This window comes from Capnocytophaga bilenii (assembly GCF_017565765.1).
Classification (GTDB): Bacteria; Bacteroidota; Bacteroidia; order Flavobacteriales; family Flavobacteriaceae; genus Capnocytophaga; species Capnocytophaga bilenii.
Genome location: NZ_JAGDYP010000002.1, coordinates 386,616 through 406,982, shown reverse-complemented (window position 1 = coordinate 406,982; position 20,367 = coordinate 386,616). Strand labels below are relative to the sequence as shown.

Here is a 20,367-nt window from a genome sequence, read left to right as displayed (position 1 = left end):
TGCAGGAACAATGAGCTTCCTACAGCTACATTTGCCCCCGATATGTACGAAAGTGCTGCCTACGAGGCTTACGAACTTCCCCCTTTAGCACCTCCTGCCAATACAATAAAACGCGGCGACCTTCCTTACCCCTACCCCAACACTTTAGAAGGCTACGAGCAGGCTAAAAAACAGCTACAAAATCCTTTGGCAGCCGATAGCCTACAGCGCAGCCAACACCTTACACAGGGCAAAGTGCTATACGACATCTATTGTGCGCTATGCCACGGCGAAAAGGGAGACGGAAAAGGGATATTGATAGAACGAGGAAAAATATTTGGAGTACCCAACTATAAAAATATTGATATTACCGCTGGAAGTATCTATCACGTTATCTACTACGGAAGAAATGCAATGAACGACTTCGCTACCCAGCTTACCGAAAAAGAACGCTGGCAAGTAACATTATATGTAGAACAAATAGCTGCCCCACAATGATAAGTTATCTGTACATAACAACGGTATTTTGTAGCCTTACATTAGTAGGGTTGTTGGTGTTTGGAGCTATCAACAGAGTTTGCAATGCCGAATGGTTTGCCCCTTTATACCCACTAACACGTGTGCTTACGGCTCCGTTGTGGATGTGTATGGCTACGCTATGGGGGGTACTTGCTTTCATAACCTTGCAAGCCGATAGTGGCTATTCTCAACCTTTATGGCTATTGGGGCGCTCGTTGCTATATATGGCAGGCTATGCTTTATATAGATACGCTTTGTTTCAGAAATCAAAACGATATGAGATACTATTGCTGATATTTAGCTTTATTAGCATTACCCCTATAGCCTACGACTGGTTGGTGCCTCCTGCAGTGCATTGGTATAGTAGCTTGTTGGGCTGGTATGTATTTAGTAGTTTTCTTCTTTCGGGGGTTGCCTTGCTTATTGTTGCGGCTGTATATGCACAGCGAAAGGGATATTTGCCCGAAGTAAAACCGCAACACTGGCACGATTTAGGTAAATACCTCTTTGCTTTTGCTTTTGTATGGGCATACTTGTGGTTTTCGCAATATATGCTGATATGGTACACTAATATTCCTGAAGAAACTGCCTACTACCAACGATGGTGGACTAATGGCTATGCTCCAACAGTATTGCTAATGTTGGCATTGACTTTTGTAGTGCCTTTCGTAGGATTGATGAGTGCCCACAACAAGCGTAACCCTAAATGGCTGATAGCCGTAGCCGTATCGGTTTTATTAGGACAATACCTCAACATAGCAGTCTTACTATCTTGATTGTTAACCCTTTAAATACTATTCAATATGAAAAAATACTTACTTATTAGCTTACTCGCAAGTTTTATCTGTATTGCTTGCAAAGAAAAAGAACAACCGCAAAAGCCTACCCCCTCCCCTACTCCTCCAGCACCTACTCCCGAACAACCCGTACCACAACCTGAGCCTAAACCTAAAGAGGAGGGTAAAGCTACTATTGTACTACAAGATGTGTACTTATATGCCGACAGCAATAACGATAAGCACATCAGCAAAGGAGAAAAAGTACGCCTAAACGTAGCGCTCAAAAACACAGGTACCGCTACTGCTACCGATGTAAAAGCTACTTTTAGCACCAATAGTGCTTATGTAATTGATTTTCACCCTACCACTCCCGTTCTTTACGGCACTATGCCTATAGGTATGACTGCCTATAAGGGTCAGGGAGAAAAAGACAGCGACTATGCCGTTGGTTTTACGGTGAGCAATACTACGCCTGCAGGTACGCTCATACCCGTAAATGTATTGATGACTAACGGCAACGATAGTTGGCAAGCTACTTTCACAGTTACTGTTGAAGCTCTTGATGCTACTATAGGTTTTCACGAATACTATATAAAAGAAGACGACAACAACGACAAAGAAGTGAATAAAGGAGAACGCATCAAGCTGAATGTAGCCCTCAAAAATAGCGGTAGTAGTACTGCTCAAGATGTAAAAGCTACCTTTACTATCAATAGTGCATACGTAATCAACGTAAATGCTCCTGAAGCCTCCTACCGCAACATTGCAGGCAACAGCAGTGCTTATAAGTACAAACTCAGCAAAGAAAGTGATTACGTATTGTCGTTTGAAGTGAAACGCGATACACCCAATAACACTGTAATTCCCATACAGATAGCCATTACCGATGCCTTCAACAACCAATGGCAGGCTGACTTTCAAGTAGTGGTAAAAGCTACCGCTGCGCATATAGCTTTTGCCGAATATTATGTAATAAAAGACATTGAAACCCCCGATGGTAAGGTATTACGAGGCAAGAAGGCAAAAGTGAATGTAGCCCTCAAAAATATAGGCAGTAGTGAAGCACGCAAGGTAAAGGCTACTTTCACTACCAATAGTCCTTATGTAATAGACTATAATAGTACGCCCGCTATTTCGTACGACATCATACGCGCTCATACTACTGCTTGGCAAGAAGGACTTCCGAAGACTTACAGAGCTGTATTAAATTTCACGGTAGATGCTAATGCTCCTGCTGGTGCCACAATTCCTATCAATATTGCTATCGTTGATGATTACGGCAATAGTTGGAATGACAGTTTCAACATTAGAATAGAGGATCACGAAGATGACTAAGAATAAGGTTACTCATATAATCTGATGAAGAAACACCGATAAACGTATCGGGAAGAGCTACAATTTCTAAAGGAGTAGTATAGCCATTAGCACAAGCAAACTCAGCTAAAGCACTGCCAAAACCTCCTTTGCCTACCCCTTCTTCTACCGATATAACTCGCTGGTAGCAAGAGAATATATTGTGTAGTAGTTCCTCGTCAAGCGGCTTTACAAAGCGAGCATCATACAAAGCATAACGCAAAGGATTTTTAGTAGCTTCTATACATTTTAGTACCGTATCAGTAAGGGCACCAATAGTAATTATTGCTATTTCGGTGCCTTTTTTTATTTGTTCCCCTTTGCCTATAGCAATAGCCTCAAAAGGCTGGTCTTTCCAATTAGTATCATTACATCTGCCACGAGGATAGCGTATCGCTATAGGCTGCTGCAAGGGTAGCTGAGCGGTATATAGCAAGTTGCGTAACTGAATAGCATTGCGCGGAGCTGCAATTATCAAATTAGGAATAGGTCGCAAGGAAGCTATATCAAACACCCCGTGATGGGTAGCCCCGTCATCGCCTACCAAGCCGGCACGGTCTATACAAAACACTACAGGCAGTTGTTGTAAGGCAACATCGTGTATAAGCTGGTCGTAAGCACGCTGTAAGAATGTAGCGTAAATCACACAATAAGGTACAAAACCACGAGCTGCCCAGCCTGCCGCAAAAGTAACAGCGTGCTGTTCGGCAATGCCTACGTCAAACACCCTATCAGGAAAAACCAGTTGCATATTGTGCAAGCCACTACCACTGCTCATTGCAGGAGTAATAGCCACAATCTTAGGATTTTCAGTAGCCAATTGCAACAGCGTTTCCCCCACAACCTCTTGGTATTTAGCAGGTAATTGCGTATTATTAGGCAAAGCCTCACCCGTTATTTTGTCAAACTGAGGAGGAGCGTGAAAAGTTACCTGCTCATCTTCAGCCTTTCTGAAACCCTTGCCCTTGGTAGTACGTATATGCAGCAAGCGCACCCCCGTTTCGTTTTTCTCTGCCTCCAGAGTCTCAACGAGCGCCTTCAGGTCGTGTCCATCCACTACCCCTTTATAGCGAATATTTAAGTCCGTAAAAAAAGTATCTTTATTATGATGCTGTAGTCGTTGCAAATAGTAGTGTAGTGCCCCCACTGTAGGGTCTATAGCCATTTGGTTATCGTTCAGTACAATAAGCATATTAGCAGTGGTAGTACCTGCGTGATTTAGCGCCTCAAATGCCATTCCGCTAACTATTGAAGCATCACCTATAACAGCTATATGTTGCCTTGTAGTGTTCCCTTCTAATGCCGAAGCCATTGCCATTGCTAATACTGCCGAAAGCGAAGTAGAAGAATGTCCCGTACCAAAAGCATCATACACACTCTCATCGCGTTTAGGAAAACCACTAATACCCCCTATTGCACGTAGTTCGTCAAAAGCCTCTGCCCTACCCGTGAGTATTTTATGTGCATAACATTGGTGACCTACATCCCACACCAACACATCATCAGGAGTATTAAACACGTAATGCAGCGCAATGGTAAGATCCACTACCCCCAAGCTTGCGCCTAAGTGTCCCCCCCGCATCGCTACTACTTCTATAATACGTTTGCGTATTTGTGCTGCGATAGCAGGTAGTTCTTCAACTGGTGTTTTTCTAAGCAACTCTATCATCAGCAGATTGTTTAGGTGTTATCGTTTTCCTGCATTCACCAATTTTACGATTAGCATTATCAAAGCTCCCATAGCTATAAATGCTGTAAGAGCTATATACCAAAAATCAACAAACTGATTTTTAAGCACTACCGCAAATACTACCGCAAAAAGAATAAGCGTTGCCACCTCGTTTAGCATACGAAGCTTCACCGATGTAAGTACCGTTTTACCCCCTTGCAAGGTACGCATCAGTTTCCAAGAATAATAATGATAGATATATAAGAAGAATACAAACAGCAACTTCACGTGCATCCAGCCCTGAGTGAAGTAAGCCCAATCCATAGTGTAGAACATATAAATACCCGATACCGTCATCAGTACAAGTGCAGGCACTGTAATAATGTTCCATAAACGTTCTTCCATAAAGCTAAATTGCTTGTGAAGAATAGAGCGTTCGGGTTCGTCTTTTTCTAACGCCTCAGTATGATAGATAAAAAGCCTCACCATATAAAAAAGCCCCGCAAAATAGCTCACTACAAAAATAATGTGTATCGATTTAGCAATCCCAAAGTCCAGCATAGTTCTTAGTTTTTAGTTCGTTAGAAATATTTTCTTTTACAACTCATCAATCATTTGTGCCATAGCCTGCACCCATAAGTCGCTATCGTTCAGGCAAGGTATCATCACAAATTCCTCTCCTCCGTTAGCCGTAAATACTTTTTTACCTTCTATTTGTATCTCTTCAAGCGTTTCTACACAATCCGATACAAAAGCAGGAGTAATCACTGCCAATTTCTTCACCCCTTGTTGTGCAAGTGCTGCAACTGTACTATCGGTAAAAGGTTGTAACCATTTATCGTACCCCAATCGCGATTGAAATGATATCGAATATTTATCTGAAGGCAATCCCAATTCGGCTACTAGCAAACGGGTTGTTTCAAAACATTGGCTGCGGTAGCAATGTGCCCCTTCAGCAGTATAAGGGTCGCAACAATCGGTATTTTCAGTAATATGTTTATGAGCCTTTGTAGGCGTTGTTTTATACAGATGCCGCTCTGGCACCCCGTGATACGAAAACAACAAATGGTCATACTGATAATGAGCCGTATGCTTCTGTACCACATCGGCAAGTGCCGCTATGTATTGTGGCTTACCAAAAAAAGGAGGCATTTTTGTCAGTTTCATTCCTTTAAAGCGTTTGGCTACCAATTTTTCAGCAAGTACCTCAATCGTTTCAGTAGTAGCCATTGCATATTGTGGGTATAATGGTACTAAAAGCACCTCCTCTACCCCCTGTTTCTCAAGCTGTTCCAGCCCGTAGGTAATTGAAGGATTTCCGTAACGCATCGCCATCGCTACAGGTTCTGAAAGCAATGATTGTAGCTTTTGCGTAAAACGCTCTGTAATAACAATCAGCGGCGAACCTCCTTCCCACCATATTTTTTGGTAGGCACGACTCGTCTTTGGCGGACGTACACGCAATATAATCCCACATACAATTAAGTAGCGCAACCAATACGGATAATCTATCACTCGTTCATCCATCAAAAACTCTTTCAGATAGCGCTTTATATCTTTTATTTCGTATGAATCGGGCGAACCCAAATTCACCAACAGTACTCCTCTTTTTGGCATTTCTTTTTATTAATAGCGGGCAAAGATACTACTTTTTCCCACTATTGCCAATACTATTTATATAAAAAAAACTAATGTAGTAATTATTTTAATTGAGGTGTCTATTTAGCTACATACTAATTGACTTTGGAAAACGGGAGAACGTTCCAATCTTTTAATTCCTCTTATCCAGCGTACAAAGATAAGAAATAATTTCTATAAATACTCATAAATGATAAAGCGACCTTGGGAGTTGGTGGGGACTTTTATTTTCTTTTCGCCTTTGATGAAGTGAAAATTGCGCCTTGTTTCCCCATTGTCGATGATAGTGCCGTGCTTTTTGTCTATTTTGATATGGAATTCGTACATATCGGCTTCAAAAGGCAGGTCTTTGCCATAGGTGCTGTAGCGTTTGTAAAGGATATAACCTTCTGAACCTGCGTTGTAAAACTCAAGAGCGCTGCCTTGGTGGTCGTATTTGGTTACATATTCGCCATAATATTTTTCACCTTTTAACGTATAGAGTCTGCTTGGGGCTAAAGAGATGTTTTGGTCGGCGTGCAATACGTACTTTGCTTTGATATATCTCACTTGCTGTAAGGAGTCTAAGGCTTGTGGTGAGAGTTGAGCAAAGGTATTAACAATACAAGCAAGAGTAAAGATAAATGTTAGTTTCATATATTTTTACATTTCTATCAAATAACCATCAAATAAAAACTAATTGATTATCAGTGATTTAATTTTTAAAAGGGCTTTTCTATCAAATGACCATCAAATAAAAAAATTGAGACGTCTATTTAGCTACATACTAATTGACTTTGGGAAACGGGAGAACGTTCTACAATATCTCCACAGATATTACAAGTACGTGAAAAATCTTTTCTGACTTGGTATTTTGTATGTCCACATTTACGGCAACAATACCCTTTTTCCCACTTTAAAGAAGCTAGATATTCTTCGCAATCTAAGTCTGTTTTAAAGCGTTCAGTAAACTCTAAGAGGCTTTGTCCTTTAAATAATTCCATAATACATTAATTTTCAGAGTGTAAATGTATGAAATTATTTTGATACCTCAAAAAATATATTTATCTTTGCAGGTCAATTTTATACTAATTCCATTTTATTTATGAAATATTCATTTACATTATTAATGGTAATTCTATTTTTATTCTCTTGTGAACTATCAAAGAAAGATCCAAGTAAAATAGATAATGACGAAGATGGTAATGAGAATATACACTATTCAAATGAAAAAGATAATCAACAAGAAAATTCAGAGGATACATATAAAAATTATAATGATACCATCACTGCTACAAGAATTAATAATACCAAAAATGGTAAAATTCTATGTACTGTATATGACTCTCTTTCAATAATTAACCCGAAAATCTCTAATATGAAAATGTATAGAACATCTGGATTTTTTCTTAACCTATCGGAGAGTGTCTTTGAAGGAGATGGTTTGCCTGATTCATTTATTACGGCAAGCGAAAAGAAAAAAAATAGCTTCCCTCTTGATAGTAAGAGAAGAGATTTTATTTTAAAAAAGGCTGGTATCAAAGAAACGGATAGTATTTTTATTTATCAAATAGATACTGACTCTATTATGAGATTCCCAGTAAAAAATATGAAAGCAAAAGCCTATGTTAATGCTTACAACGAAGGAGATGAACAAGTAGATAGTTTTGAATATGGGTTAATTGTAGATAATCAAGATAAATCCTATAAAGGGTCTAATGGATTTAATTATACTTTTGTAGGGCAGGAAAACCCTTTCCAAGTAGGGAAGAAATTTGAAATAAAATGGAAAGAAATCCCCCAGAGTAAGTTTCCTTATAAAATAAATCCTAACTTGCTGGCAGTTCGTACAGACTGTTTTCCTTTCTCAAAAGCCTATTCCTTCTCCAAGGGAAACTATAATTTTTATGTACAGACCTTTAAAAAAGAGATGGAAATTACTGCTTATTATGTTATTATTGAAGACATTCAAAAGAAAAAGATTATTTTTGAAAAAGCATATACTTACTATGAATTTGAAGAAGAACTTTTCCCTCTAAATGCAGAAGGTGTAGAAGATGTAGACTATTATTTTCACCAATGGGCAGGAGAAATATTAAAGGGGAAACCTATGGTATTATATGGTTTCTTTAGTCCTGCCTTTGGGAGAGATATTATTGAATTTGTAAGCAATAAAGAACCTATCATTGAAGTATTAATAGATAATAGACACTAAAATGTACCATATAATGAAATACGTATTATATATAATAAGTGTATTTTTCCTAATCACGGCGTATAAAATGGAAAAAATAGAGGTAAATCCTTCACAAGAGGAAGAAAAAAAAGAATTGAGGCGTCTATTTAGCTACATACTAATTGACTTTGGGAAACGGGAGAACGCTCTACAATTCTTTTCATTAATTTGTTAAAGATAGTATCTTTATTTTGTGAACGATTAATTCTAAAACTGTATTCCTCTTTTCCTCCTATGGTAAATTCATCAACCTAAACGCTATCATTCATTTTGTGCGATTCACTGGATTTCATAGCTTCACGGACTTTTTGCATAAAATAATGTGCAGTCTGACGACTAATTTCATAACTTTACGGCAACAATACCCTTTTTCCCATTTTATGGAAGAAGCTGTCCAAAAAGTCTTTAATAGTACTATTCGGCATCTCCCCCCTTCAAAAGGGGGGAAGGAGGGATGTTAATAATCAATTAGTTACAAAAATATTCTGTTCATTAATAAGCTTGTTTTAAGCTAAAATAAAACTTTTTGGACACCCTCAATCTAAGTCTGTTTTAAAGCGTTCAGTAAACTCTAAGAGGCTTTGTCCCTTAAATAATTCCATAATACATTAATTTTCAGAGCGCAGATATATGAAATTATTTAAACACCTCAATTATTTATTTTTAACCCCTGATTTACAATTTACTACCGCTACAATTTGTCGTATTGCTTTTGCATATCTTCAAAAGTTTCTACAATGGTCATATCTTTTGCCATCTCCTCACCTTTGCGGGGTTGTGCGCTTACCGATAGGATACACCCCATCATAAAATAAGTAGTAATGAGTGAAGTACCCCCATTGCTAATAAAAGGCAAGTTCTGCCCCGTAACAGGGATAAACGCCACGGCTACTGCCATATTTACCACCGCTTGTAGCATTATCACAGCTCCAAAGCCCAGCACCAGTAGCTTCCCAAAAAAACTATTTGCATTTTTAGCTATCAAAAAAATACGATAACACAATAGCACATATAAGCCCATCAGGAACAGCGCACCTACCATTCCGTATTCTTCAGTAAGAATTGCATAAATAAAGTCGGAAGAACTTTGTGGTAAGAAGTTTTTCATTGTGCTTTCCCCAGGACCCTGCCCCAGCCAGTACCCTTTAGCTATTGCCATTTTGGAACGTTCCACTTGGTAGTCATCCACTTTTTCCCTTTGTTCTTCCGTAAGCATATCAGGTTTTATGATTGCTACATAATTTTCTATACGCTTCGCCCAAGTATCCACACGGTTGGGAAACAAGTCGGGAGCTGCTTTGGCTATTAGCACAAAAAGAGCAAAGGCAGCAATAATAGCTCCTACTGCCCAAAATATATAACGCATAGGAAAGTAAGCCAAGAATGCCAACAGCACTACCGAAGAAAAAATCAAAAATGCAGTCGAAAAGTTTGCTAGAACCACCAGCATCACAATTAGAAAAAAGTAAAGTGAAAAGAACATCATTCGCTTGCGCGTAATCTTCTTTTGGTAGTTAATAGCAAAGAAGTGAGCCGCATAGCCCACAAAAGCTATCCACGCAAATAAGGCAGGTTGTATTGTAAAAGTATTGAATAATCGCACCCAGCGCCTATCATTAGTAACCCTTTCATTGAGGGCTTCCATCGTATTTTCAGCACTTCCGGTAGTAAAAAAAGCCGCATAAAAAAGTAAGAAGATTGTTATCCATACGGCTACAGCAAAAAACAAAGCGTGATACCTATAAGCAAAGGCGTGAGCTACCCACATTACTGCAAGCCCCGTAACAATAAACCCAAGATGTCGCCAAAGGTATTGTGTGGGGGTACTATTATCGCGCAAATTGGTAACTGCGCTAAACACAACCACCAGCGAGAAGAGTGTAAAGAACAATGTTATACCCCAAAGGTAGCGATCACCCCTGAGATACTTATCAAGAAATTCTTTCATATTTTTTTAGATGAATAAAGCCTAACTATTTTTTAAAGCTTAGCTACCGCCTCTTTAAACATATTACCTCTGTGCTCATAGTTGTCAAACAAATCGAAACTTGCACAAGCAGGCGATAGAAGCACCGTATCTCCCGAAGCAGCAAAATGTTTAGCCAAGCGCACTGCCTCTTCCATCGAGCGCGTTTCTACAAGATTAGGCATCACACTTGCAAACGAGCGCAACAGCGGCGTATTATCTACCCCCAAGCACACAATCGCTTTCACTTTCTCCTGTACATAAGGCATCAGCGATTGGTAGTCGTTTCCTTTATCTTGTCCGCCTACAATCCACACTATAGGTGTTTTTATTGTATCGAGTGCAAAAAATACCGAATTTACATTGGTAGCTTTTGAGTCATTCACATAAGTAACCCCATCTACTACCTTCACTTCCTCCAAGCGATGGTCTGCTCCTTTAAAGCCCTTAAGACTTTGGCGCAACGATTGGTCTCGCACTGCCAATAAGCGCGCCGCTATGGTCGCTGCCATAGTATTTTTAACATTGTGTATCCCTTTTAGGCTTATTTCATCTACTTCTATTTCAGTAGTCTTTTCGTCTATTTTCATATATATCTTATTATCTTTCAGGTAAGCCCCTTCTGCTACTTCTTTCTTCACCGTAAAGGGCAATAATTTTGCAGCTACCTTATGATGGCGAAGCCAATCTGCAATCACCTCATCATCTGCATCATATATTAGGTAATCGTTAGCCGTTTGGTTCATCGCTATCCTGAATTTAGAGGCTATATAGTTCTCAAACTGATAGTTATAGCGGTCTAAGTGGTCAGGCGTAATATTCAGCAACATTGCTATATGAGGCGCAAAATGGGTCGCAATACCGTCTAACTGAAAACTACTTATTTCCAATACATAATAGTCAGGATTGCTATGTGCTACCAGCTCGGCAAAACTATAACCTATATTACCGCCCAAGCCTACCGATAAGCCCGCTTCTTTCAGCAAGTGATAGGTAAGCATCGTAGTGGTTGTTTTGCCATTGCTACCCGTAATAGCAATAATCGGCTTGTCAGTATATTGTGCTGCAAATTCTATTTCCGAAATCACCGCAATACCTCGCTCACGAGCTTTCACCACTATAGGTGCTTTATCAGGTATCCCTGGGCTTTTCATTATACAATCTGCCCCTAATATTTTATCTTCGGTATGCTTTCCTTCTTCGTAGGCAATCCCCTCATCATCAAGTTGTTTTCGGTATTCAGCCTTTAGGTTTCCTCTATCGGATAAAAACACCTCCCACCCTTTTTGTTTTGCAAGAATAGCGGTACCTACGCCACTCTCGCCACCTCCTAATATAGCTAATCGTTTCATTAGTTTTCAGCAGTTACATTCATTCTGCAAAAGTATAAATAATTTCTCAAACAAGCAATTTTTTTTATTCACAATTCAATTTTCAGTTTTTGTCATTGCGCTATACACCACACCTTGCACTCTTTGCCTGATATTTCTACTGATAAGTAGCTTATTATCAGCCGTTGGGTAGGTACGATTAGAGAGCAACACTATCACAATTTCATTTACAGGGTCTGCCCATGCAAAAGTACCCGTAAAGCCCAAATGCCCAAAGCTCTCCATAGGCGTACAGCCACACGTAGGACCTGCTTTACCCAACTGTGGCTTATCAAAACCCAATCCTCGACGGTTGCCCTCATTGCAATAGTGGCAAGTGTTAAACAGCTGTACTGCTTGTGGTTGCAAAAGCCAATCACCTCCGTAATAGCCCTGTTGCAAATAAAGTTGCATCATCTTGGCAACATCATTAGCCGTACCAAACAAACCCGCGTGTCCACCTACGCCTCCCAGCATAGCAGCGCCTTGGTCGTGCACGTAGCCTTGTATCTTCTGGCAGCGAAATGTTTTTTCTATCTCGGCAGGGGCAATACTATCTACTGAAAAACGCTCCAAAGGCAAGTAGCCTAACTTATACGCTCCCAGCTGCTTATAAAAGTGCTCTTGCACTGCAATTTCCAAAGGTTTCTTGTTTTTTTTTTCTATATACTTCTTAAAGTAATAATAAGGTAAATCACTGTATAAGTATTTGCGGTCTTTTTTTAGTTCGCTCTCGTCTATACGTTTATAAATCGTATCGGTGTAGCCCTCGCGCAAATACATATCCTTAGCTACGGGCGTAGGAAACGAATCACTCGCCACCGTGCGGTAATACTCGGGCGAAGGTCGCTTTTCTGCCGTCAAAGTACGGTTAAAAAAAGGAATCCACGCCTGAAACTGAGCGTAGTGCGACAATACATCCTTCATCACCATACCCCCCTTATTAGTCTCTTTCAGCTGTGGCAATAGCTTTTCAAAGTTATCCGTAGGCTTAAAATCCCCCTTAGTGTATAAGCGCATCAGCTCTGGCAGCGTCGCCAATATTTTCGTCAGCGAAGCCAAGTCGTAAATAGTGTAATCTTTCACAGGGTGAGCAGTATCGTAATCTAAAGTACCAAAATTCTTCTGATACACCACTTTCCCTTTTTTAGCAACCACTATCTGCATCCCTGGCGCCATTTTTTCGTTAATAGCTTCAGCTGCTATCGTATCTATTCTTGCCAATTCACTACTTTTCAGCCCCACACTCTCTGGCAGTCCATAAGCCAATCGCCCTATAAAAGGCGTATTGATACCCGTACCCACAGGCAAATCAGGGTGAGCCGTTACAGGCAATACCCCTTTCCCTTCAAGTGCTCCAAAAATAAGCTGGGCAGCCTTATCTTGTGCCACTTTGTGATTCTGATACGCAAATACAATCCCTTCCAATTGCTCAATGTGCTTCACATCAAGCATCGCATAAGGTCGGGTAAATATAGTCAAAATCACCTTCTTTTTCTTGCCCAATTGTTCTAACCAACGCAATTCATCTGCCGTAAATTTATAAGCATCCCAAGGCGTTTTGTCTGGCTTGTGCAAGCCAATAATAACCGTGTCATAAGGTGCTATTGCATTGTAAAGCTGTTGGTCATTCTGAGGCTCTATAAGCGTTACATCTGCATATTTTCGCAAAGTTGTATAGAAAGTCCAACCACTATCATTACCAAATTTCACATAAGCAATGCGGCGCTTTTCCAAATCTTTTATAGGCAAAATACGATCTTTGTTCTGTGCCACTGTCAAAGCGTTTTCAAACAACACCTCTGTTAGCAAATCATCTTCTTCAGTATGCAATTGTTCTTTTAGCGTAGCCTCATCAATAGGCTTAAAACTCGTAAGCCCCACTTTGTATTTCGCCGCCAATATCTTTTTTACCGAGTGCGCCAATCGCTCTTCACTAATGCGTTTCTTTTCATACGCCTTTTTCATTGCTTCAAAGCCCTTGGGCAAGTTAGCCGGCATCAGCAGTATATCATTTCCTGCCAAAAACGCCTCTACCTCCACTTCGCCCACAGGCAAGTATTCCGATACCCCTTTCATACCAAGCGCATCGGTAAAAATAAGCCCTTGGTAGTGCATCTTCGTTTTTAGTAAATCAGTGATAATAGCTTTTGATAACGATGAAGGCAAGCCCTGTTTAGGCTCCAACGAAGGAACGTTGAGATGCCCCACCATCACACTCGCCACCTCTTTAGAGAGTATCCTAAAAGGATAAAGCTCCACCTCATTTAGCCTATTCGCAGTAAAGTTGATAGTAGGCAACGTTTTGTGCGAATCCTTAGCCGTATCACCGTGACCAGGAAAGTGTTTTGCACTGCCCAACACCCCCACCGATTGCATACCTCGCGTAAAAGCAAGCCCCTTTTGGGCTACGTTTTCTTTGTCCTCACCAAATGAGCGATTGCCAATGATAGGGTTTTGAGCATTGGTATTGATATCTATATCAGGAGCAAAGTTAAATTGCATCCCCAAAGCTTTGCAGTGTGCTCCTATTCGTTTGCCCGCATATTCTATCAGCGCATTATCTTTTACAGCACCCATTGTCATATTCCACGGATAAGCGTAAGTAGAGTCCAAGCGCATCGCCAAACCCCATTCAGCATCCATAGCCATAAACATTGGTATTTTGCTCAGTGGCTGCCATTTGTTAGTCAGTTTAGCCTGACGTTTAGGACCTCCTTTAGAGAAGATAATCCCTCCTATATGATATTTTTTTATCCAATCTGTAATTTCGTCAGCACGCTTGGTACCTATATGACTCGAAAACACCGATACCATAAACAGCTGACCTATTTTCTCATCGAGTGTCATTTTGGCATAAGTATCCTCTACCCATTGTTGTTGAGCCTTAGCGTTAGAGGCAGTTAAAGGGTTTTGAGCCCAAGTAGTTATAGTTACAAAAATTAAAAAAAGTGATAATATACGTTTCATTGTTAGTATTTTCGGCAAAGGTACAAAATATTTATAATTATGTTTCCTTTAGCCTTATATTTTAGTTATCAAAAGGTGGTGCATATTTTTGATTAGCTTCCCCTATGTCAATTAATTTAGGCTCTATAAAAGCCTCTTTCCCATTATCTCCCACTAAACGAACTGACTGTTTTCCTTCCTCTTTTCCTCCTATGGTAAATTCATCAACCTAAACGCTATCATTCATTTTGTGCGATTCACTGGATTTCATAGCTTCACGGACTTTTTTCATAAAATAATGTGCTGTTTGTCGACTAATATCATAACGACGAGCAACTTGTGAGGCTGATAACCCTTTAGTTGTAGTTGTCATTTCAAAACATATAAAAAATGCTTTACGCAACCCAAATTTTAGTCTATGAAATAGTGATCCATCAGCACGTGCATCTTTACCGAATCACCAGCCATAGTTAAGGTCTGTGGTTTGCAGGGCTATGGCATCTCTAACGCTGTCGCACAGCAGTAAAATGGCTGCTGCTTAGCTTCATTCCGTCTATCCAATTTATAGGATAATGGGTGAGTAGATTGTTCATTGTTCTATCTTGTTTGTTTTGCAAAGGTAAGGGTTTTTAGAGAAATGTATGAAATATTTATATTTATTATGAATTTTAAATGCCATAATATTCTTCATTTTCAACCTTTATGTTTTTTGTGGAAATTTCTACAAATTTACCTGACTTACAGTCTACGCTCCAAACTTTGTGTATAGCTGTAAAATATTCTTTTTCAGATTCTATTCTTGTGATGGCTGCAATAGGTTTATTGATTGTCTTTCCACTATTTATATATCTATCCGAAATGAGGACAAAATTCTCTCCAGTTTTTAATAAGTTTTCTTTCGATAGATTTAAAATATCTGTAATCTTGTTTTTCCCGTTTTCCTCATTCTCAATCAATAGGAGGAGCTGCGGATTTTCACTCCCATTGGGGTATATCTTTACTATATCTATTTTCTTTTCTCCACATTCTGGTAATAACTCAAAGCCACCATATCTACAATCTTTAAATTCGTTGAACTCATCTAAATATTGATATGTTTTTCCTATAAATTTTGCCTCATTAAATGCCTCAAAATCTATGACAACTGTGTCGTTGGTTTTTATAATAGCATCTGCATAAACAACTTTTTGCTTGTTTTCTGTTTTACAGGAAAAGAATATTACTGCTAATAAAATGTATAGTATTTTCATTTTTTTATTACTTTTAAATTTTACCATTGAGGTATCAAGTTAATGGCATATTAACAGAGGTTGGAAAATAGGTTCTCTTTCAAGCATTCTTTTTATTAAACTGTTAAAGATAGTATCTTTATTTTGTGAGCGATTGATTCTAAAACTGTTTTCCTTCCTCTTTTCCTCCTATGGTAAATTCATCAACCTAAACGCTATCATTCATTTTGTGTGACTCACTGGATTTCATAGCTTCACGGACTTTTTGCATAAAATAATGTGCAGTTTGTCGACTAATATCATAACGACGAGCAACTTGTGAGGCTGATAACCCTTTAGTTGTAGTTGTCATTTCAAAACATATAAAAAATGCTTTACGTAACCCAAATTTTAGTCTATGAAATAGTGTTCCAGCAGTAGGACTTTCCGTATCTCCACAGATATTACAAGTACGTGAAAAATCTTTGCGAACTTGGTATTTTTTATGACCACATTTACGGCAACAATACCCTTTTTCCCATTTTATGGAAGCTAAGTATTCTTCGCAATCTAAGTCTGTTTTAAAGCGTTCAGTAAACTCTAAGAGGCTTTGTCCCTTAAATAATTCCATAATACATTCATTTTCAGAGTGCAAATATATGAAATTATTTAGACACCTCAAAAAGAAAGTAAAGTAATACAAAATACGGTAGGAAATATCTTTAGCGGACAAGTAGTAGGGAAAACTGCTAAAACTCTTTCTGAACGGTTTGGAAAGGTATTACAGAAAAGGCAATCTACTACTATCAACCGCAATGACACCTCTACCTCCATATCTACACAACTGGATAGTTTAATTCCTGCCAGCAAAATATCCAATCTTACTCAAGGGATGTTTGTAGGAGCTGTTTCCGACAATTTTGATGAACGCATCGAGCAGAAGATATTCCACGCGCAGATAGTTGTAGACAACGCCAAAGTAGCCGCAGAGACTAAAACCTACCAGAAAATACCTGAAGTCCTATCCTTTACCGATGCCAACGGTAACGACACCACCAAAGAACAGGTAGAAGCCAATTACCGCCAAATAAAGTTAGATATCATTGAAATTATTGAACGCGAAAAAGAACGCATCACCAACGACCCTGAGCTAAGACATTTGATGGAGAAAGAAGGAGAATAAACAAAAAAGGCTATCCGCTTGAAAATTGGATAGCTATGTTCTCTCAATAGCAAGGTTCATTTTTATTAAATAAGCAATGAGGAAAGCGGACATCTACACTATCTTTTATAGAATAGATTTTTAGGCTATCAATAGTGCCATTTTTGTTGTAGTATTTCCACTCTCCTACCTTGCAATTGTTCTCTACTTTGCCTTCTTCTTTTATATTTCCACTTTCATAATAAAAATCTTTCCAGTAACCAGAACCATCTGTAAATTGGGTTTTATATAAAAGATTGTCGTTCATATCTTTTGTTATATATACCCCATTTATCGTCCCTTTTTTATAGCTTATTTTTTTCAGTGTTAACCTTTTGTCTTTTTGATAATAGAACACTTCATATTCTACAGAATAACCATTTAAGATTGTTACTTTTTCTAATCCAATCGTTACTTTTTTAGAAAAATAATTATTTAAAAGAGAAATATTATGTTCAATTATATATTGAGGTTTATCATCCAAACGGATTTCTAAAATTTGCCCTTTTTTATTTATTTTATGCCTCTTTACAAAAGAGGCAATTTCTATTTCATCAAAAGGGCTTACTACATCTGATGAATCTATTTTTTTATACAAATGATAATTATAAGGAATAGGTTCAATTTTTTGAGCATATCCCTCCATAAAAAATATAAATAAACAACCAATGTATATTATTTTATTCCTTATCATTGTAATATTTTTCAATTTCATTCTGCATAATTTTTATTTGCCATTGAGTAAAAGAGATTCTTTTATTATGATAATCTAATATATTATCAGTTTTTGATTTTTCAAATCTAAAAATATCATACTCTTTAATCTTTTCATAAGATTTTTGTATATTTTCAGATCTTTTCATGTGATGTTTCTCAAATTTTACTTGATATATGTTAGCTATTCTTTCATTTCGTATCAACCATTGTCTTCTTAACTCTGAATCATCTTTAAATATTCTTATTTTGTTGTCATAATCCCCCCGCTGGCGCAAGCTTGTAGCTTGTGCCCAATTCAAAATTCATAATTCAAAATTCATAATTTGCCAATTCCCCTCGCACTATTTATAGCGCTTTATAGGCTTGCTTGAAAAACTCTTTTCTCTATGATGGGTAAAGGAAAATAGCAGGGCAGTTCTTTTGTATTGTATTGATTGTAAAGCTATTGAAATTTTAACAACCCATCTGATATATTACCTACATTACCCAAGCTCTTAATATCATAGGCACGAGCTACAAGCTCGCGCCAGCGGGGGCTGCATATTCTTGATTGGCTTCCCCTATGTCAATTAATTTAGGTTCTATATAAAAAGAAGCTGTCCGAAAAGTTTTTAAAAGTATGATTGCGCCATACACTTTGGCAAACTTTCAGAGTTTGCCAAAGTTAATTACTCTGATAATCAATCACTTTTATTCACATTGTAGGGGCGATTGGCAAATCGCCCTCACGAAACAAAACTTTTCGGACACCCTCTTAATCGCTCTGATAATCAATCACTGCTCGCCCCACCAATTCAAAATTCAAAATTCAAAATTCATAATTCTCTCTTTTTACTAAGGTAATGAAATAGCATTGCCAAAGTTCAAAAAACTTTGGCAATGTTACTATTTCTCATTTGTTATTTGTCTTATACTAAAATTCGTCAATATTATACGCTTTTAGCTTGTTGTAAAGTGTCTTACGCGTAAAGCCCAATAGTTTGGCAGCCTCCGTCTTATTGTTTTGCGTTTCGTGCAATGCCCCTATAATGAGTTCGCGTTCATTTTCTTTAGTCGAAAAAGTAAATCGCTCGGTAGGGAAATGACGCGTTTCGTGTATCACCATATCGGGCAACTCATTTTCTGTAATATAATTGCCCGTAGCAAGTAGTGCGGCACGTTTCACCATATTTGAAAGTTCGCGCAAGTTACCCCCCCAAGTGTACATCGACATCTTTTGTACTGCTTTTTCAGTAAAGCCTTGCACGTTTTTATGCAATTTTTGGTTCGCTTTTTCTAAAAAGTAAGATGCAAAAATCATCAAGTCGTCTTTTCGCTCATTCAATGAAGGCACGTTGATAGAAAACTCATTCAAGCGATGGTACAAATCTTCGCGAAATTCGCCTTTTTTCACAGCCTCCAACAAATCTTCATTGGTAGCTGCCAACACTCTGATATCTACCTCTATTTCTTTAGAGCTACCTATTGGTTTTATACGGCGTTCTTGCAAAGCGCGCAGTAGCTGTATTTGGTTCTCATAGCTTAGGTTACCCACTTCATCAAGGAAGATAGTACCGCCATTAGCCTCCTCAAAATGACCTTTTTTATCGGTAATAGCTCCTGTAAACGAACCTTTTACGTGTCCAAAAAACTCACTTGCTGCTATTTCTTTAGGAATAGCACCACAATCTACCGGTATAAAAGGCTTATTGCGGCGGCTACTCTTCATATGGATAGATTTTGCAACCACTTCTTTACCTGTACCACTTTCACCCATTATCAAAACAGACATATCGGTGGGCGCTACGAGGTTGATAAACTTGCTTAACTTTTTAGAAGCGGCACTTACCCCTTCTATATAAGGGTTATCGTCATCTATAACAGGTAGTTTGGCTACTTTAGCAGGTACGCTATTATCGGCTGGTTTTTCGGTAAAAATAGTGCCCGCTGTAGCTATATTGTGCATACTATTTTGGGCGTTTTTTATTACATTCAGCACGTCTTCTTGCTGAAAAGGTTTCGATATATAATCAAAAGCTCCTAATTTCATAGCTTCTACCGCTGTAGATACTTCGGCATAACTTGTCATTACCACTACAGGCATTGTAGGGTAAGCGTTTTTTACACGTTTGAGGAAGCTGATACCATCTCCATCGGGTAATCTAAGGTCTGTAAAAACCATTTTTATTGACATATCAAGGTTTTTTCCCGCTTCTTCTAGCGTATAACACCCTATTACATCATAACCATTACGTTCTAAAAAACGACTTAGCATCTTTGAGAAAACTATATCGTCCTCCACTAAAAGAATGGAATTTTTCATAATTGCTTGTTGTATAATAAAATTATTTATAAGTTTATAAAGCGTGCAAATGTACAAAAAAAAACAATACAAAACACAATATTCGTAAAAAAAGACTTCCTTTCACAAAAAAGGAAGCCTTTCTCAATGCATATAATATAAATACTACTACTAACTTCGTGTTAGTTGCCCAATGAATGACTTGGTAAGCAATTAAAAACTTTAGCAATGTTCTCTATAGGAGTTGTTTCCCAACAACACAATGTAATTTAGTTTTTTCAGAATGTTTCGCTTTAATGATTTCTTATCTAACAATGTTTCTTTTAGCAATTTCTTCTCAGTATTTTAATTTTATACCAATCTTATTTAGAAATCATCATTCATCTATTCTATAGTATACACAAGTGTAAATCAAACGTTACATATTTTAATATGAAAAAATCGTGCCAAACTATATCAAATAGAAAAATATTTTTTTAAACGCACTTACTATCAACAAATTACGCTGTTAATACTTTCTTAT

Annotated in this window: 15 protein-coding genes and 5 pseudogenes; 5 read left to right on the top strand and 15 right to left on the bottom strand. The window is 38.2% G+C overall.

Going from position 1 to position 20,367, the window contains the following annotated elements:
* The first annotated feature begins 42 nt into the window (after positions 1–42).
* Genes J4N46_RS12645 through J4N46_RS04170 form a run of 3 tightly spaced genes read left to right on the top strand, consistent with a single transcriptional unit; the run spans position 43 to position 2,612 of the window.
* Positions 43–477: a c-type cytochrome gene (locus tag J4N46_RS12645; RefSeq protein WP_236013691.1), complete on the top strand. Its 435-nt coding sequence runs from the start codon at positions 43–45 to the stop codon at positions 475–477.
* On the top strand, positions 474–1,274 hold the full coding sequence (locus tag J4N46_RS04175; RefSeq protein WP_208058261.1) for a hypothetical protein: 801 nt from the start codon (positions 474–476) through the stop codon (positions 1,272–1,274). Before J4N46_RS12645 ends, J4N46_RS04175 begins: the two co-directional genes overlap by 4 nt.
* Positions 1,275–1,301: 27 nt before the next feature.
* Positions 1,302–2,612, top strand: coding sequence for a COG1361 family protein (locus J4N46_RS04170; protein ID WP_208058260.1), 1,311 nt, complete (start codon positions 1,302–1,304; stop codon positions 2,610–2,612).
* On the opposite strand, the gene J4N46_RS04165 is transcribed toward J4N46_RS04170, so the two are convergent.
* From J4N46_RS04165 to J4N46_RS04145, 5 genes and pseudogenes are all read right to left on the bottom strand, one after another.
* On the bottom strand, positions 2,584–4,299 hold the full coding sequence (locus tag J4N46_RS04165; RefSeq protein WP_236013650.1) for a 1-deoxy-D-xylulose-5-phosphate synthase: 1,716 nt from the start codon (positions 4,297–4,299) through the stop codon (positions 2,584–2,586). The two genes, J4N46_RS04170 and J4N46_RS04165, sit on opposite strands and share 29 nt — an antisense overlap.
* 18 nt (positions 4,300–4,317) lie before the next feature.
* Positions 4,318–4,860: a CopD family protein gene (locus J4N46_RS04160; protein ID WP_208058259.1), complete on the bottom strand. Its 543-nt coding sequence runs from the start codon at positions 4,858–4,860 to the stop codon at positions 4,318–4,320.
* Positions 4,861–4,896: 36 nt separating this feature from the next.
* Positions 4,897–5,916, bottom strand: coding sequence for a ferrochelatase (gene hemH, locus J4N46_RS04155; RefSeq protein WP_208058258.1), 1,020 nt, complete (start codon positions 5,914–5,916; stop codon positions 4,897–4,899).
* A gap of 195 nt (positions 5,917–6,111) precedes the next feature.
* Positions 6,112–6,573 carry a hypothetical protein gene (locus tag J4N46_RS04150; RefSeq protein ID WP_208058257.1) on the bottom strand — a complete coding sequence of 154 codons (462 nt, stop codon included), beginning with the start codon at positions 6,571–6,573 and terminating at the stop codon, positions 6,112–6,114.
* Between the two features lie 167 nt (positions 6,574–6,740).
* Positions 6,741–6,920 (bottom strand): annotated as a pseudogene (locus tag J4N46_RS04145) (IS1595 family transposase); the annotation flags it as partial.
* 101 nt (positions 6,921–7,021) lie between these two features.
* Between J4N46_RS04145 and J4N46_RS04140 the strand changes: the two are divergent.
* Entirely contained in the window at positions 7,022–8,131 is a 1,110-nt protein-coding gene (locus J4N46_RS04140; protein ID WP_208058256.1) for a hypothetical protein, read from the top strand.
* Between the two features lie 275 nt (positions 8,132–8,406).
* Here J4N46_RS04140 and J4N46_RS13045 read toward each other — a convergent pair.
* The 7 genes and pseudogenes from J4N46_RS13045 to J4N46_RS04105 all read right to left on the bottom strand — a co-directional run.
* Positions 8,407–8,499, bottom strand: a pseudogene (locus J4N46_RS13045) (IS1595 family transposase); the annotation flags it as partial.
* Positions 8,500–8,843: 344 nt separating this feature from the next.
* A complete protein-coding gene (locus tag J4N46_RS04130; protein WP_009416114.1) occupies positions 8,844–10,100 on the bottom strand; it encodes an FtsW/RodA/SpoVE family cell cycle protein in 1,257 nt (418 codons plus the stop codon).
* 32 nt (positions 10,101–10,132) lie between these two features.
* Positions 10,133–11,470, bottom strand: coding sequence for a UDP-N-acetylmuramoyl-L-alanine--D-glutamate ligase (gene murD / locus J4N46_RS04125; RefSeq protein ID WP_208058255.1), 1,338 nt, complete (start codon positions 11,468–11,470; stop codon positions 10,133–10,135).
* Between the two features lie 75 nt (positions 11,471–11,545).
* Positions 11,546–14,458, bottom strand: a complete 2,913-nt coding sequence (locus J4N46_RS04120; protein WP_208058254.1) for a glycoside hydrolase family 3 N-terminal domain-containing protein — start codon at positions 14,456–14,458, stop codon at positions 11,546–11,548.
* A gap of 211 nt (positions 14,459–14,669) precedes the next feature.
* Positions 14,670–14,870, bottom strand: a pseudogene (locus tag J4N46_RS04115) (IS1595 family transposase); the annotation flags it as partial.
* A gap of 235 nt (positions 14,871–15,105) precedes the next feature.
* On the bottom strand, positions 15,106–15,687 hold the full coding sequence (locus J4N46_RS04110) for a hypothetical protein (RefSeq protein ID WP_208058253.1): 582 nt from the start codon (positions 15,685–15,687) through the stop codon (positions 15,106–15,108).
* A 190-nt stretch (positions 15,688–15,877) separates the two neighbouring features.
* Positions 15,878–16,276, bottom strand: a pseudogene (locus J4N46_RS04105) (IS1595 family transposase); the annotation flags it as partial.
* A gap of 51 nt (positions 16,277–16,327) precedes the next feature.
* On the opposite strand from J4N46_RS04105, the pseudogene J4N46_RS04100 reads away from it, so the two are divergent.
* A pseudogene (locus J4N46_RS04100) lies at positions 16,328–16,828 on the top strand (conjugal transfer protein TraG); the annotation flags it as partial.
* 43 nt (positions 16,829–16,871) lie between these two features.
* On the opposite strand, the gene J4N46_RS04095 reads toward J4N46_RS04100, so the two are convergent.
* The 3 genes from J4N46_RS04095 to J4N46_RS04085 form a co-directional block, all read right to left on the bottom strand.
* The gene (locus tag J4N46_RS04095) at positions 16,872–17,561 is read right to left on the bottom strand and encodes a toxin-antitoxin system YwqK family antitoxin (RefSeq protein WP_208057364.1); all 690 of its coding nucleotides are present in this window, start codon (positions 17,559–17,561) and stop codon (positions 16,872–16,874) included.
* Entirely contained in the window at positions 17,527–17,862 is a 336-nt protein-coding gene (locus tag J4N46_RS04090) for a hypothetical protein (protein WP_208058252.1), read from the bottom strand. Before J4N46_RS04090 ends, J4N46_RS04095 begins: the two co-directional genes overlap by 35 nt.
* A 614-nt stretch (positions 17,863–18,476) precedes the next feature.
* Positions 18,477–19,865: a sigma-54-dependent transcriptional regulator gene (locus tag J4N46_RS04085; RefSeq protein ID WP_009416337.1), complete on the bottom strand. Its 1,389-nt coding sequence runs from the start codon at positions 19,863–19,865 to the stop codon at positions 18,477–18,479.
* Positions 19,866–20,367: the final 502 nt, after the last annotated feature.